Source organism: Streptomyces sp. NBC_01474 (assembly GCF_035918215.1).
Lineage (GTDB): Bacteria > Actinomycetota > Actinomycetes > Streptomycetales > Streptomycetaceae > Streptomyces > Streptomyces aureus.
The window spans coordinates 1548073-1563632 of record NZ_CP109449.1 but is presented as its reverse complement, the minus strand read 5'-3'; the positions used below and the strand labels follow the sequence as shown (position 1 = coordinate 1563632).

General features: G+C 71.2%; 14 protein-coding genes. 11 read left to right on the top strand and 3 right to left on the bottom strand.

The genetic code is table 11. The features are described from left to right. Positions 1-292: 292 nt before the first annotated feature. Positions 293-1798 (top strand): SDR family NAD(P)-dependent oxidoreductase, encoded by a 1506-nt coding sequence (locus OG758_RS07455; RefSeq protein ID WP_326715839.1) that lies wholly within the window; start codon positions 293-295, stop codon positions 1796-1798. Between the two features lie 4 nt (positions 1799-1802). Here OG758_RS07455 and OG758_RS07450 read toward each other — a convergent pair whose 3' ends face one another. After that, complete coding sequence (locus OG758_RS07450) at positions 1803-2624, bottom strand: SDR family oxidoreductase (RefSeq protein ID WP_326709233.1); 822 nt, start codon at positions 2622-2624, stop codon at positions 1803-1805. Between the two features lie 39 nt (positions 2625-2663). After that, on the bottom strand, positions 2664-3245 hold the full coding sequence (locus OG758_RS07445; RefSeq protein ID WP_326709232.1) for an inositol oxygenase family protein: 582 nt from the start codon (positions 3243-3245) through the stop codon (positions 2664-2666). Positions 3246-3413: 168 nt separating this feature from the next. On the opposite strand from OG758_RS07445, the gene crcB (OG758_RS07440) reads away from it, so the two are divergent. From crcB (OG758_RS07440) to OG758_RS07395, 10 genes are all read left to right on the top strand, one after another. After that, positions 3414-3899, top strand: a complete 486-nt coding sequence (crcB, locus tag OG758_RS07440; RefSeq protein ID WP_326709231.1) for a fluoride efflux transporter CrcB — start codon at positions 3414-3416, stop codon at positions 3897-3899. Next, the gene (locus OG758_RS07435) at positions 3896-4252 is read left to right on the top strand and encodes a DUF190 domain-containing protein (RefSeq protein ID WP_326709230.1); all 357 of its coding nucleotides are present in this window, start codon (positions 3896-3898) and stop codon (positions 4250-4252) included. The genes crcB (OG758_RS07440) and OG758_RS07435 overlap by 4 nt, the downstream gene beginning before the upstream one ends. Then, positions 4249-4623 carry a fluoride efflux transporter CrcB gene (gene crcB / locus OG758_RS07430; protein WP_326709229.1) on the top strand — a complete coding sequence of 125 codons (375 nt, stop codon included), beginning with the start codon at positions 4249-4251 and terminating at the stop codon, positions 4621-4623. Before OG758_RS07435 ends, crcB (OG758_RS07430) begins: the two co-directional genes overlap by 4 nt. A 114-nt stretch (positions 4624-4737) precedes the next feature. Continuing rightward, positions 4738-5514, top strand: a complete 777-nt coding sequence (locus OG758_RS07425; protein WP_326709228.1) for a DUF4142 domain-containing protein — start codon at positions 4738-4740, stop codon at positions 5512-5514. Positions 5515-5835: 321 nt separating this feature from the next. Beyond that, positions 5836-6009 carry a hypothetical protein gene (locus OG758_RS07420; RefSeq protein ID WP_326709227.1) on the top strand — a complete coding sequence of 58 codons (174 nt, stop codon included), beginning with the start codon at positions 5836-5838 and terminating at the stop codon, positions 6007-6009. A 115-nt stretch (positions 6010-6124) separates the two neighbouring features. Next, complete coding sequence (locus OG758_RS07415; RefSeq protein WP_326715838.1) at positions 6125-6544, top strand: GNAT family N-acetyltransferase; 420 nt, start codon at positions 6125-6127, stop codon at positions 6542-6544. A 246-nt stretch (positions 6545-6790) separates the two neighbouring features. Beyond that, the gene (locus OG758_RS07410) at positions 6791-9154 is read left to right on the top strand and encodes an alpha-L-fucosidase (protein ID WP_326709226.1); all 2364 of its coding nucleotides are present in this window, start codon (positions 6791-6793) and stop codon (positions 9152-9154) included. A gap of 178 nt (positions 9155-9332) precedes the next feature. Next, entirely contained in the window at positions 9333-11219 is a 1887-nt protein-coding gene (locus OG758_RS07405) for a family 20 glycosylhydrolase (RefSeq protein ID WP_326709225.1), read from the top strand. A gap of 33 nt (positions 11220-11252) precedes the next feature. After that, positions 11253-12818 (top strand): alpha-L-fucosidase, encoded by a 1566-nt coding sequence (locus OG758_RS07400; protein WP_326709224.1) that lies wholly within the window; start codon positions 11253-11255, stop codon positions 12816-12818. A 98-nt stretch (positions 12819-12916) separates the two neighbouring features. After that, the gene (locus OG758_RS07395; protein ID WP_326709223.1) at positions 12917-13870 is read left to right on the top strand and encodes a formylglycine-generating enzyme family protein; all 954 of its coding nucleotides are present in this window, start codon (positions 12917-12919) and stop codon (positions 13868-13870) included. Between the two features lie 7 nt (positions 13871-13877). On the opposite strand, the gene OG758_RS07390 is transcribed toward OG758_RS07395, so the two are convergent. Further along, complete coding sequence (locus OG758_RS07390; protein ID WP_326709222.1) at positions 13878-15530, bottom strand: amidohydrolase; 1653 nt, start codon at positions 15528-15530, stop codon at positions 13878-13880. Positions 15531-15560 lie beyond the last annotated feature (30 nt).

Below are 15560 nucleotides of genomic sequence, written 5' to 3'. Positions count from 1 at the left end.
GCAAGGAGTGTGGTCAGGGCGGCGGGCGCGATGTCCGCCGCCTTAGGGATCACGTGTCTTCCGTCACCCGGGCGTCGCGCCCTGGTCGTGGCCCTTTCGGGTTCGCCCCTGCGTGAGCGGCCGTACCGGACCAAGATCCAGGACCGGCGTTCCCGGCCCGGTCCTGGAGCGGGATAAACTGCCCACTTGGCGGAATGTCGACAGCAGGTTGTAAGGTTCCGCCTTTTGAGAGCATCCGCGGTCACTCACAGCACGCCGCGGTCCGAGTGACGCGAGGAACGCAGCGGTGACGATGACAGAGGACAGCCAGACGGGCGCCATGAACGCCATGGTGGTGTCGCAGGAGTCGTTCGGCCCCGGGATCGACCCCGAGCGGCTCGCCGTCTGCCTGAGCGTGCTCGACGAACTCGACAAGCTGGACGTCGACCACCCCGACGCGATCCAGGTCCGGCGGGCCACGGCCGGTGTCTACCGGACCGTGAAGCAGCGCCGCCGCCAGGAGCGCCGCGCCGCGAAGACCGCCCACGACAAGGCCGTCACCGAGGCGACCGCGACCGGCTCCGCCGAGCGCATCGACGACGAGACCGAGGGCCTCCTGCCGTCCTCGCAGGTCCAGGAGGGCAGGCTCGCGGGGATACTCCAGCGTCCCCGCTCCTGCTACACCTGCAAGGCCCGGTACGTCGAGGTCGACTACTTCTACCACCAGCTCTGTCCCGAGTGCGCCGCCGTGAACCGCGCCAAGCGCGACATCCGCGCCGACCTCTCCGGCAAGCGCGCCCTGCTCACCGGCGGCCGCGCCAAGATCGGCATGTACATCGCGCTGCGCCTGCTGCGTGACGGCGCGCACACGACGATCACGACGCGGTTCCCCAAGGACGCCATCCGCCGCTTCAAGGCGATGGACGACTCCGCGGACTGGATGGACCGCCTCGAGGTCGTCGGCATCGACCTGCGGGACCCGGCCCAGGCCGTGGCCCTGGCCGAGCAGGTCGCCGAGCAGGGCCCGCTGGACATCCTCATCAACAACGCGACGCAGACCGTACGCCGGCTGCCCTCCGCGTACGCCGCCCTCGTCGAGGGCGAGAGCGCCCCGCTGCCGGCCGGTGAGCTGCCCGCCCACCACGTCATCGGCGCGTTCAACTCCGGCGCGGTCGACGGCCTGACCGCGCTGCCCGCCGGTATCTCCGGCCTCGACGCCCAGAAGGTCGCCGATCTCGCCCTGGTCGCGGGCAACGCCAGCGTCGCCCGGCACCGCGACGGCAGCGCCATCGACGCGGGCGGCCTCGTCCCGGACGTCGTCGACAGCAACACATGGGTGCAGACGATCGAGCAGATCTCCCCGGTGGAGCTCCTCGAGACCCAGCTGTGCAACTACACGGCGCCGTTCATCCTGATCAGCGCGCTGCGCCCGGCCATGGCCGACGCCGCGAAGAAGGCGTCGAGCGGACGCGCCTACGTCGTGAACGTCTCGGCGATGGAAGGCGTCTTCGGCCGCGGCTACAAGGGCGCGGGCCACCCGAACACGAACGCAGCGAAGGCCGCCATGAACATGGTGACGCGGACCAGCGCCCAGGAGATGTTCCAGAGCGACGGCATCCTCATGACCTCGGTCGACACGGGCTGGATCACCGACGAGCGCCCGCACTACGACAAGCTGCGCCTCGCCGACGAGGGCTTCCACGCCCCCCTGGACCTGATCGACGGCGCGGCCCGCGTCTACGACCCGGTCGTCCGCGGCGAGGCCGGTGAGGACCTGTACGGCGTCTTCCTGAAGGACTACGCGCCCGGCAAGTGGTAGACCCTCATCGAGTGTCCGGCAGCCGGTGACGGAGCTGCTGGTGGACGGCATCGGTCAGGCCCGGCGACGCGGCTCTGACCCTGGTTCCGCCGTCCACCAGCAAGTCGGCTCCCGTCACCCAGGCCGCCTCGTCCGACACCAGCCAGCGCACCGCCCGGGCCACGTCCTCCGGCTCCCCGATCCGGCCCAGCGGCAGCCCCCTCGCCACGGACTCCTCGGCGTGCTCCCACACGAAGCGCGCCATCTCCGTGCGGACGAGTCCGGGCGAGACGGAGTTGACCCGCACCGACGGGGCCAGTTCACCCGCGAGCTGCTGCGTCAGGTGCAGCAGCGCCGCCTTGCTGGTGCCGTAGGCGCCCACGCGGGGGCCGACGTGCCCGGCGCCCTCGGTGCAGATGTTCACCACGGCCCCGCCGTGCTCCGACATCCAGGCCCGCCAGGCGCACTGCACCAGCCGCAGCGGCGCCTCCACGTTGACCGTGAACGCCGCGCGCCAGGCCTCCGGATCCGCCTCCATCAGCGGCCCGTACGGTTCGTTGGTGGCGGCGTTGTTCACCAGGATGTCGAGACGGCCGTACGCGTCGAGGGCCCGCTCCGTCAGCTCCCACAGATGCGCGGGATCCGCGACGGACCCGGCCAGTCCCGTGGCCTCGGCGCCGCTCTTCGTCAGCGCGGCGACGGTCTCGCGGACCGCTCCCGGATCACGCGCCGTCACACACACCCGCGCCCCGGCACCCGCGAGCGCCACGGCGACGGCCCGGCCGATGCCCCGCGACCCCCCGGTCACGACGGCGACCCTGCCTTCCAGCGAGAGCTCCGAAGTCATGGGGCGTACGGTCTCATGACGGGGCGTCAGCCCGACATGTCAACTACGTAGGGATGGTGTGAAGTTGCTGGACCGATACCCGTGCGCCACCAGCTCCACCACCGGCCGCCAGTCCTCCATGACCCCGGCGTCGAGACCCACCACCTTGCCCGCGTCGTCCGCCTGACGCAGCGTCACCGCGTCGTCGGCCAGCGGGTCATGGGCGAACGCCGCAGCCTCCTCGGGCGTCATCGGCCCGCCCTGCGTCTCCAGCGTCAGCGCGCTCTGCGGCGACAGGCCGCGCGCCGGGTCCGATGTCGCCAGGTAACGCTTGGCCGGGACGTGCAGCTGCACCAGGCGCGCGACCCGCTCCCCGAGCAGCCCCCGCACCGCGGCCGCCGCCGTGTCCGCGTGGCCCGCGTCGTCGCCGGGGTGCAGCAGGTGGCCTATGTCGTGGACGAGCCCCGCGAGCTGGAGCTCCTTGTCGCTGGGGTGGCCGCGGCGCAGGAGCGCGGCGGTCTGCAGCGCGTGGTCGTGCAGGTCGACGGGGTCGCCGCTGCGGTCGGGGGTGTCCCACGCGCCGCGGCAGGCGTGCAGCAGATCCATCAGCTCGTCGACGCTGCGCAGCTCGACCCGTGTCATGTGGCTCCTCCCTGGGACCCGTATGGCGGTGTTCCGGCAGGACACCATGGCCATCTTTCGCCGGGGACAACGGGACATTAACGGCGCGTCCGGACCGGCGATAGGGTGACCGCAGACAGTGATCTTCAGTGGGGCGCGGCGCCGGGGCCGAGGAGGAGACGGGTAGGGATGACAGGTGGGCAGTCCCCGGCGGTGGACGAACCCCGCGATCCGGACGTCGATCTGCGCGTGCCGGCCCAGAGGCGCGCGGGCCTGCGGGCGCAGGGCCCGATCGTGGCGGTCGTCTCGCTCGGCGGCGCCGTAGGTGCCTGTGCCCGCTACGGCGCCGCGCTCCTGTGGCCCACGTCGCCCGGGGCGTTTCCCTGGACGACGATGTGGGTGAACGCGCTCGGCTGTTTCGTGATCGGTGTCTTCATGGTGATCATCACCGATGTGTGGGCGGCGCACCGCCTGGTGCGGCCGTTCTTCGGCACCGGCGTCCTGGGCGGCTTCACCACGTTCTCGACGTACGCGGTGGACATCCAGCACCTGGTGGACGGCGGCCGGGTCCGCACGGGCCTGGTCTATCTCGCAGCGACGCTCGGGGCGGCGCTCGCCGCCGTAGGGCTCGGAGTGGCGCTGACGCGCCGCCTACTGGCGTGGAGGAAGCGATGACGCGACTGACCGGGCGTGCCCTGCGCCTGACCGTCTTCGTCGGTGAGAACCACACGTGGCACCGCAAGCCCGTGTACAGCGAGATCGTGCACCGGGCGCACAAGGCGGGCCTCGCGGGGGCGAGCGTCTTCCGCGGCATCGAGGGGTTCGGGGCGTCGTCCCTGATCCACACCTCGCGGCTGCTCTCGCTCAGCGAGGACCTGCCCGTGGCCGTCGTGATCGTCGACACCGAGGCGCGGATCCGGGAGTTCCTGCCGGAGCTGGACGAGCTGGTGTCACAGGGCCTGGTCATGCTCGACGACTGCGAGGTCATCCGCTACGTGGGCCGGGAGAAGGGCGGAACGCGGGCGTGAACTGGCTCCTCGTGATCGCCGGCGCGATGGTCGGCGCGCCCCTGCGCTATCTCACCGACCGGGCCGTGCAGACCCGCCACGACAGCGTCTTCCCGTGGGGGACGTTCACGGTGAACGTCTGCGGCAGCCTCGTGCTCGGCCTGCTCACCGGCGCCGTCGCCGCGGGCGCCGCCTCGTCGGGGGTGCAGCTGCTCATCGGCACGGGCCTGTGCGGGGCGCTGACCACGTACTCGACGTTCTCGTACGAGACCCTCCGCCTGAGTCAGGACGGGGCGCGGCTCTTCGCCGTGGCCAATGTGGCCGCGAGCGTCGCCGCCGGTCTCGGCGCCGCCTTCGCGGGGGTCGCACTCGCCGACGCCCTCTGGGGGTAGGCCAAAAAAAGGGGGCGCGAAAGTCTGAACGCCACGTCCGTCACGTCCGTACCCTCCCGTACCAACAAGTAGCTCGCCCTCGCGGCGAGTTGACGCCGGTATCGGGAGGATTGCTTGCGACGCATCAACGGGACCGCGCTCATCTTCGCCGCCCTGGTCGCCACCCTGGGCGCACTCGCCTTTCCGATCTGGTCGTACGCCGACCGCTCGGGCACCGGGCCGGCCAACCTGAACGCGGGCAGCGTGGCCACCCAGTGGGGCCCCCTGTCGGCCACCGACCGGGACTTCCTGGTCAAGGTGCGGCTCGCCGGGCTCTGGGAGATACCGGCCGGCCAGCAGGCCATGGAGCGGGCGCCGACGCAGGCGATCAGGATGGCGGGCGACCACCTCGTCGTCGGCCACACCGACCTGGACAAGCGTGTCCGCTCGGTCGCGGGCCGGCTCGGCGTGGAGCTGCCGAACCAGCCCAACCCGCAGCAGCAGGGGTGGCTCAACCAGCTGACCGCCGCGAGCGGCAAGGACTACGAGAACAAGTTCGCCAACCTGCTGCGCGACTCCCACGGCAAGGTCTTCGCCCTGATCGCCCAGGTCCGCCACACCACCCGCAACACCCTTGTCCGCGAGCTCGCCACCGACGCCAACCAGACCGTCCTCGATCACATCACGATGCTGGAGAACACGGGCGACGTGGACTTCGACGCCATCGCGAACGAGGCCGCCGGTGCCGCCACCGCCAGCCCCACCGGACCGCCGCCCCCAGGAGGCGTGCTGCCACCCGCTCCGAACCCCGCCGAGCCCTCCGGTTCGCCCGATGTGACCTCCCAGCCGTCGGCCGAGTCGACCGACGATCCGGGGCGATCGATCAACACGGCCCGGCCGGACCCCACGTAGTCGTCGCCCAGTCGGGTGTCATATCGCCGGTGGCCGGATGAATCCCCGGCGACCCCCGGACGTCTCTCTGGTTTCGGCCCCATCGAGCGGGACCCTGCTCATATGGTTACTCTGTCTGTAGCCGACGGACAGCACAACGTGGTCCAACCAGCACCCGTGGTCCGTCGCGGGACGGCCCCATCCAGGGTCGCCCATGCAGAAAACCGGCGCCACCGCGCCCGAACCGGTAACGAAACCAGGCCCGACCGGGCGCCGGACGCCCGACGGGAACGCCGGGCGGGACGCGCCGGACAGGGTTACCCGACACACAAGGAGTGCGCGGTGACACCAGAGAAGACGGATCGCGAACAGCGCCCACGGGAACGCACGGAGCGCGCGGGGCGGCGGCCAGAGAAGCTGGGCAGCCTCGACGTCTGGGCCCGCTCGGCCCCGATCAGACTCGCGGGCTACGAGGACGACCTGGCGGAGCCCCATATCCTCCCGAGCGTGGACTGACCGGCCCCCCGGCCCCGTATCCGTCCCTGACCGGCGGCGTGCCAGACTCACGTACATGCTGATCAGGGACGCGGAGGACAAGGACTGGGCGCAGATCTGGCCGTTCTGACGGCAGATCGTCGGATCCCGCGAGACGTACGCCTGGGACCCGAACGCCTCCGAGGCGCAGGCCCGGACCCTGTGGATGGGTCCGGGCAAGCGTGCGTATGTGGCCGAGGTGGACGGCGCTGTCGTCGGCTCGGCCTACGTCGCGCCGAACTACGGCGGTCCCGCCGCCGGCATCGCCAATGCGGGCTTCATGGTCGACCCCGCCCAAGGCGGCCGCGGCTTCGGCCGCGCCCTCGCCGAGCACGTCCTGGAGCGCGCGAAGGCCGACGGCTACCGCGGCATGGTGTTCAACGCGGTCGTCGAGACCAACCCCGCCGTCGGCCTGTGGACCTCCCTCGGCTTCACGATCCTGGGCACGGTCCCGGACGCGTACGAGCACGCCCGGCACGGCCGGGTGGGGCTGCACATCATGTACCGCGCGCTGTGACGCGGCGGCCACCGACGGTGGCAGATCCCCGGAAACCGGCTTCGCTCCTTCTTCGCAGGCGCTGACAGGCGGCCGTTTTCGGACATTCGTCGCGGGTGCCGCTCTGGGCCGGGTGCCGATGAGCGGTCATCGGATCACTCTCTCAACTATCGCCTCTGCGTGGCCCATTGACGCGCTCAAGGACCCCCACCATCATCAGACCTCCGATGAATGCCCAGCCTTGAGCCGCATCAGGGAGTGCTGAGTATGAGTTCGTACCCAAGACGCCAGGTCCTCGGGACGGCCGCAGCGGTGGCAGCCGCGGCCGCAGTGCCGCTCGCCGCCGCCGGACCGGCGGCCGCGTCCGACGCGGCGGCCACCGCCCGGACGGCGTCCGCGGACGCCGTCTGGGGGCCCGTCCCCGATCCGGTGCCGGTTCCGCTCGACGCCCACTTCGACAACGACGGCGTCGATACCTCGGCCGCCCGCGGAGGCGACTTCGACGGCAGCGGCTACACCTTCCCCGGCGAGGAACTGCCCGCAGGACCCGTCGAACTCGACGGGATCGCCTACGTCTTCCCGTCGTCGGCGGCGGGCGCGAAGAACAACATCGTGGCCATGGGCCAGCGCGTCGACCTCCCCAAGGGCCGCTATCTGTCCGCAATGTTCCTGACCGCCGGCAGCTACGGCAACGCGTCCGGCAGCGCGACCGTCCACTACGCCGACGGCTCCACCGCGAGCGCCGGACTCGGCGGCGCGGACTGGTACTCCTCCGGCGGCCCGCTCTCCGCCGCCTACCGCTACAAGCCCGACGGCACCAAGGACACCAGCCGCGTCGGCATCGGCACCAGCGAGATACCCCTCGACCCGCAGCGCGAGGCCGTCGCGATCACCCTGCCGAAGCTCAACCCGGCCGAGGCCAACAAGACCGCCCTGCACGTCTTCGGGCTCTCGCTCCAGCCGGCCGCGCAGGGCCGGGCGCTTGCGCTGCGCGACGCGCACTCCACGTCCTCGCTCCTGGAGTCGACCGGCGCGCAGAGCGTAGAGGCGACCGTCGTGAACGCGGGCACCGTCGGCATCGTCACCGCCGACGCCCTCACCGTCAGCGTCGACGTGCCCGGCGCGCGCACCGTCGAGCCCGCCCGCGTCACACGCCTCGCCCCCGGTGAGCAGGCCCGCGTCCGCGTCGGCATCCGCAACCGCGCGGGCACCGCGCCCGGCACCGTCCAGGACGGCAAGGTCGTCGCCACCGGGCGCGGACACCAGGCCGCGGCCAGCTCCAGGAAGCTCACGCTCGGCGTGCCCGACTACGAGCCGACCGACGCGTCGCTCTCCGGCCACCAGGCCCCGTACTGGTTCCACTCCGCGAAGTTCGGCATCTTCATCCACTGGGGCGTCTACTCGGTGCCCGCGTGGGCGCCGGTCGGCAAGCAGTACGCCGAGTGGTACTGGGACCAGATGCAGGACCCGAACAACCCGACGTACGCCCACCACAAGGCCACGTACGGCGAGGACTTCGCGTACGACGACTTCATCCCGATGTTCACCGCGAAGAAGTGGGACCCGCGCGCGTGGGTCGAGCTGTTCCGGGACGCCGGCGCCCAGTACCACGTCCTCACCTCCAAGCACCACGAGGGCTTCGCGCTCTGGGACACCAAGCTGTCGGACCGCAACGCCGTGAAGATGGGCCCCAAGCGGGACATCATCAAGGAGCTCTTCGACGCGTCCCGCCGCTACACACCCGAACTGCATCGCGGCCTGTACTTCTCGATGCCCGAGTGGTTCAACCCGGACAACCCGTGGATGGGGCACGCCCCGCGCAACCCGTACACGCTGGAGCCCGTCCCCTACACCGGCTACACGTCCGGCAAGGACTACGTGAAGGGCTTCCAGGCCCCGCAGATGCTGGAGCTGATCCACGACTACGACCCGCAGCTCCTGTGGTGCGACATCGGCGGCGTCAACGACTCGCACAACGTCCTCGCCGAGTTCTTCAACCACGGCAAGAACCGCCCGAAGCCCTACGAGGTCGCCGTCAACAACCGCTCCGGGATCGGCTTCCACGACTTCACGACACCCGAGTACACGACGTACGACAACACCGTCGTCGCGAAGTGGGAGTCGAGCCGCGGACTCGACCCGTACAGCTACGGCTACAACGCCGAGACCCCCGACGACCGCTACATGAGCACCGAAGAGGTCGTGCACAGCCTCGTCGACATCGTGTCGAAGAACGGCAACTTCCTCCTCGACATCGGGCCGCGCGCCGACGGCACCATCCCCGAGATCATGCAGACCCGGCTGCGCGAGACGGGCCACTGGCTCAAGACCAACGGCGAGGCCATCTACGACACCACCTACTGGTCGCGGATGGCGCAGCTCGGCGAAGACCTGCGGTTCACGGTCAGGCCGAACAAGGCGTTCTACATCCACTCGCTCGCCGAGCCGGGCGCCACGCTCACCGTCGAGGCCGCGGTGCCGGTCAGGGCCGGGGACAAGGTCACGATGCTCGGCTACGACCGGCCGCTGAACTGGCGTACCAAGGGCGGGTCGTTCGTCGTGGACGTGCCGGCGGCGGCACGCGCGGCGGGCGAGCACGTGTGGGTGTTCAAGGTGGAGTGGAAGGGCTGAGAGGTGCCCGGGTGAACCCGTGAGTGAGTAGCGGGGGGCGGCGGACCGGGGGTCCGCCGCCCCCCTGCGTTCGGTAGCTCAGCCGACTGATTCATCCGATGAGTTTTGCGAGATGTCCAAGTGGTCGCCGGGAACGATCCATTGACACCCCGCCGGAGGGCTTGAATCATCGGACCTCATGACGGATCTGAGCTCCACGATCGCACCCCGGCGACGCAGACACCGACTGATCGGCACCGTCGCGGCGTTCCTGCTGCTTGCGGCACCGGCCCCCCTGGCGCGGGCGGCACCCCAGGACCCCGTGCCCCGGACCCTGCCGAGCCTCACCAACTGGACGCCAGGACAAGGTACTTACTCCTACGGTCCCGGCGCCCGCCTGGTCGCGCACGACGCCGCCTCTCGCCGCGTCGCCACCACGCTCGCCGATGACCTGCACGCCGCGGGCAAGGGCACCGTGCCGGTCACCGGCGGTCCGTCCCGTACCGGCGACATCGTGGTCGATGTCGAGCCGTCACGGAGCGGGTCCCTGGGCGCCGAGGGCTACGAACTCCGCGCCGCACAGCGGCTCGAGATCACCGGAGCGGCCGAGGCCGGAGCCTTCTACGGCACCCGCACCCTCCTCCAGCTCCTCGCCCAGGGCGACCAGGTGCCGGCCGGACGCACCGTCGACGTGCCCCGCTACAAGGAACGCGGCGTCGGCGTCTGCGCCTGCTACGTGCACATCTCCACGGACTGGATGGAGAACTTGGTGCGCGACATGGCGTACCACAAGCTCAACCAGCTGCTCGTCGAGCTGAAGGTGAAGAGCGACCGGCACCCCGAGGCCAACACCTGGGGCTACTACACCAGGAGCGAGATACGCCGCCTCGTCGCGCTCGGCGAGAAGTACCACGTCACCATCATTCCGGAGATCAACTCCCCGGGTCACATGGACCCCTGGATCGAGAACCGCCCCGACCTCCAGCTCACCGACTCCGACGGCAAGCCGCAGCCGTCCCGCCTCGACATCACCGCACCCGCGGCCTTCGACTACTACAAGAGCCTCATCGACGAGTACGGCGAGGTGTTCCCCGCCAAGTGGTGGCACATGGGCGCCGACGAGTACATGCTCGGCTCGGACTTCGCCAAGTACCCGCAGATCGCCGCGTACGCGAAGAAGAAGTACGGCGAGAACGCCACGCCCCAGGACGCGTTCATCGACTTCGTCAACCGCGTCGGCGAGTACGCCGCGAGCAAGGGCAAGCGGCTGCGTATCTGGAACGACGGCCTCACCGGCGCCAACACCGTCCCCGTGACGGCCGGCACGACCGTCGAGCACTGGCTCGGCGTCAAGGTGAAGCCCAGTGAACTGATCGCGCAGGGCTACCCCGTGATGAACTCCGCCTACTCTCTCTACCTCATACGCGGCGGCTTCCACACGGACACGCGGAAGCTCTACGACGAGCAGTGGGACCCGCGCAGCTTCGAGGGTGAGAAGCTCGCCTCGCGCGAAGGCATCACCGGCGCCAAGATCAGCCTGTGGCCCGACAACGGGCGCGGAGAGACAGAGAACGAGGTCGCCGCAGCGGCCCGGCTGCCCCTGAGCCATCTCGCGCAGGCGACATGGAGCGACCCGCACCCCGACGCGACGTACGCCGGCTTCACCGCGCGGGCCGAGGACGTCGGCACGGCACCGGGACAGCGGGTCCTGACGCAGCCGCCCCTCGCCGACGGCGCGTACACCCTCGCCGACACACGCCACCGCACGCAGGCGGCCGGCTTCGCGCTCACCCGCACCCCGGACGGCTATCTGACCCTCAAGTCCACCGCGACCGGCAACTGCCTGGAGACCCGCAGCGGAAAGCTCACCCTCAACGTGCCGCTGCAGCCCGGCTCGGCGGTCACGCAGGAGACCTGCGACGCGAAGAACACCCTTCAGCGCTGGCAGGTGACCCGCTCCGGCGGTGGCTACGTGCTCACCAACGCCCTCACACGCATGACCCTGAACGCGACACCCGACGGACGTCTCGTGCAGAACCCGCCCGACCAGCAGACCCCGACCGTCTGGACGCTGACCCAGCGCTGAACCGGCGCCGCCCCGAAGGGACCCCACCCGCAGATGACCGTCAGCAGACGACTCTTCATGACCGCCGCCGTGGCCACGGCCGTGGCCGCGTCGAGCAACTCCCTCGCCCTGGCCGCCCCGGCAGCGACCGCAACCACGGCGGCAGAACCCCACTACCGCATCCCCATCAGCACCGCGGACTCCCCAGAGGAAATGGTCGCCAAGGCCTCACAGGTCCGCCCGACGGCCCGTCAGATCGCCTGGCAGAGCCTGGAGAAGACCGCCTTCCTGCACTTCGGCGTGAACACCTTCACCGGCCTCGAATGGGGCACCGGCGACGAGGACCCGAACGTCTTCCAGCCGACGGGCCTCGACACCGACCAGTGGGCACGCGCGCTGCGCGACGGCGGATTCAAACTCGCCATCCTCACGGTCAAGCACCACGACGGCTTCGTCCTCTACCCGTCCCGCTACACCAAGCACGATGTCGCGTCGAGCAGTTGGCGCGACGGCCGGGGCGACGTGCTGCGCTCCTTCGCCGACTCCATGCGCAAGTACGGCATCAAGGTCGGCGTCTACATCTCGCCCGCGGACGAGAACCAGTACCTCGACGGCGTCTACGCCAACGGCAGCAAGCGGTCCGCCCGCACCATCCCCACGCTCGTCGACGGCGACGACCGGGCAGGCGACGACCCGCGCACGTTCACCCTCGACGCGACCGACTACGGCGCCCACATGCTCAACCAGCTCTACGAGGTGCTCACCGAGTACGGGCCCGTCGACGAGGTGTGGTTCGACGGCGCGCAGGGCCGCATCCCACCGGAGAAGGTGGAGACGTACGACTGGGACAGCTGGTACGCGGTGATCCGCGCGCTCGCCCCCGGCGCCACCATGGCCGTGCGCGGACCGGATGTGCGCTGGGTGGGCAACGAGGGCGGACTGGCCCGCGAGGACGAGTGGAGCGTCGTCCCGGTCAAGGACTCGGGCAACGGAAGCGTCGACTACGCCCTGCGGTACGACGCGCCGGACCAGGGCAGCCGTGACGCGCTCGCGCAGTCGCGCTCCGTGGCCCAGTACCTCCAGTGGTGGCCCGCCGAGTGCGACGTGTCCATCAGGCCCGGCTGGTTCTACCACGCGGACCAACAGCCCAAGAGCGTCGACCAGTTGGCCGACATCTGGTTCCGGTCCGTGGGCCGCAACTCCGTGCTGCTGCTCAACATCCCGCCGGACACGGACGGCCTGCTGCCCTCGGCGGACGTGGCGCGGCTCAAGGAGTTCCGCGAGCGCATCGACCGCGAACTGCCCGTGGACCTGGCCCACAGCGCCCGTGTGCGCGACGACGGCGAGGGCACCCGCACCGTCGACCTGCGCACCGCCCGGGAGGTGGACCGGATCCGGCTCGCCGAGGACATCCGGCACGGCCAGCAGGTGGAGCAGTTCGTCGTGGAGGCGAAGTCCGGCGGAGCCTGGACCGAGGTGGCGCGGGCCGGAACGATCGGCGCGAGCCGCGTCCTGGTCCTGCCCGCGCCCGTGACGGCCCGCGAGTGGCGCCTGCGGATCACGCAGACCCGCACCGGCCCGCACATCGCCCGGTTCGGCCTCTACCGCTCCCGGGTCTGAGCGCGGGGAACGGGACGTGGGGTGGCCCGCCGGACGCGGGCCGCCCCACGCGTGCGAGGATCGGCCGCATCGGTCGAGTGCGTGTACGAGGGGGAACCATGACTGCGGAAGACGTGACCCCGAAGGCCTGCTGCGCCGCGCGCCGTGAAGGCGGCGGCGATCCGCAGCCCGTGCCCCTCGTCCCGACGGTCCGGCGCGCTTCCGGCAAGGGCATGGTGACCCTGCCCGGCGGGACGTTCCGCATGGGCAACGAGGACGACCGGGCCAACCCCGGCGACGGCGAGGGTCCGGTCCGCGAGGTCACCGTCGGCCGCTTCCGGATCGACGAACACGCGGTCACGAACGCCCAGTTCGCGACGTTCGTGAAGGACACCGGCTTCGTGACCGCCGCCGAGCGGTTCGGCTGGTCGTACGTCTTCGCCGGTTTCCTCGACCCGCGCCTCGCCCGCGCGACGCCCGCCCCCGCCGGCACCCCCTGGTGGCGGGGTGTCGAGGGCGCGACCTGGCGCGCGCCCGAGGGACCCGGCTCCGGGATCGGCAACCGGTCGCGGCACCCTGTGATCCACGTCAGCTGGGACGACGCGAGCGCCTACGCCGCCTGGGCCGGCAAGCGGCTGCCCACCGAGGCCGAGTGGGAGTACGCGGCCCGCGGCGGCCTCGACCAGGCCCGCTACCCGTGGGGCGACGAGCTGACCCCGCGCGGCCACTGGCGCTGCAACATCTGGCAGGGCGAGTTCCCCGTCGTGAACACGGGCGAGGACGGCCACACCGGCACGGCGCCCGTCGATGCCTACCGGCCCAACGCCTACGGCCTCCACAACACCGTCGGCAACGTGTGGGAGTGGGTCGCCGACCGGTTCACCACCGACCACCCGGCGGCGCCGCTCACCGATCCGCGCGGCCCCGCCGAGGGCGACACACGTGTGATGCGCGGCGGCTCGTACATGTGCCACGACTCGTACTGCAACCGCTACCGCGTGGCCGCGCGTACCGCCAACACACCGGACTCCAGCAGCGGGAACTGCGGTTTCCGGTGTGCGGCGGACGTGTAGGAACCGGTCACCCGGCGGCGTACACCCGCTCGCCGCCCACGAACGTCTCCAGGACATGCGTCGCGCCGATCTCCTCCGTGGGCGCCGCGAACGGGTCGCGGTCGAGGACCACCAGGTCGGCGAGGCGCCCCGCCGTGATCGAGCCGGTCACGTCGTCCAGGTGGTTCACGTACGCGCTGCCCGCGGTGTACGCCGTGAGCGCCGCGTCCAGGCCGATCCGCTGCTCCGGCAGGAACACGGGGGTGCCGGGCGCCGCGTCGGGCAGGACGCGGTTGACCGCGACGTGGATGGCCTCGATCGGGTCCGGGCTGCTCACCGGCCAGTCGCTGCCCGCCGCGAGCGTCGCCCCCGAACGCTGAAGATCGCCGAACGGGTACTGCCACGCGCTGCGCTCGGGGCCGAGGAACGGGATCGTCAGGTCGTCCATCTGCGGCTCGTGCGCCGCCCACAGCGCCTGCATGTTCGCCGTCGCGCCCAGCTCCCTGAACCGGCCGATGTCGTCGGGGTGGACCACCTGGAGATGGGCGAGGTGCGGGCGGGTGTCGGTGCGCCCGTTGGCGGTGCGCGCCGCCTCGACGGCGTCGAGTGCCTCGCGCACCGCCCGGTCGCCGAGGGCGTGGAAGTGCACCTGGAAGCCGCGTGCGTCCAGCTCGGTCACGTACTTCTGGAGGTCGAGGGGCGGGACGAAGCTGATGCCGCTGTTGTCGGAGGCGCAGCCGCAGCCGTCCAGGTAGGGGCCGAGGAGGGCCGCCGTGCCGTTCTCCGCCACGCCGTCCTGCATGATCTTCACCGTGGTGCAGCGCAGCCGTCCGCGCGTGCCGGCCGTGCGGCGCGCCACGAGCTCGTCGATCTGCTCGGTGCCGCGCGAACGGTCCCACCACAGCGAGCCGACCACCCGCGCGGTGAGGCGCCCGTCCGCGGCGGTCGCGAGATAGGCGTCCGTGGGGTCGGTGAGGTTGGCGTGCTCGCCGAGGAGGGCGTCCTGCCACGCGGTGACGCCGAGGGAGTGCATCAACGCCTGGGCCCGCAGCAGGCCCGTGATCCTCTGCTCCAGCGTGACGGGCGGCAGCAGCCGTCCGATCAGGTTCGCCGCGCCCTCCTGGAGCATGCCGGTCGGTGCCCCGTCGGCGTCGCGCTCGATGCGGCCGTCGGCGGGGTCGGGGGTGCGGGCGTCGATCCCGGCGGCCTGCAGGGCGCGGGAGTTGACCCAGGCGCCGTGGTGATCGCGGTTGACGAGGTAGGCCGGGCGGTCGGGCACGAGGGCGTCGAGCTCGGCGGCCGTGGGCAGGCCGCCGGGGAATGCCTCCATCGACCAGCCGCCGCCGGTGATCCACTCGGTGTCGGGGTGCGCCTGAGCGTACGCGGAGATGCGGCGCCGGTACTCGTCGAGGGTCGTCGCGCCGCTGAGGTCGCACTGGCCGAGTTCCAGGCCGCCGCCGACGGGATGTGCGTGCGCGTCCTGGAAGCCGGGGATGAGCAACTTTCCCTTCAGGTCCACCACTTCGGTGGCCGGGCCGACGAGTTGGCGTACCTCGTCGTGGCCCACGGCGACGATCCGCTCGCCGCGTACGGCCACGGAGGTCGCGCGCGAGCGGGCGGGGGAGAAGGTGTGGACCGGGCCGCCGGTGAAGACGAGATCGGCGGGGGCGGTGTCGGGCATGGGACGTGACTCCTTGGAGTGAGGGGACAG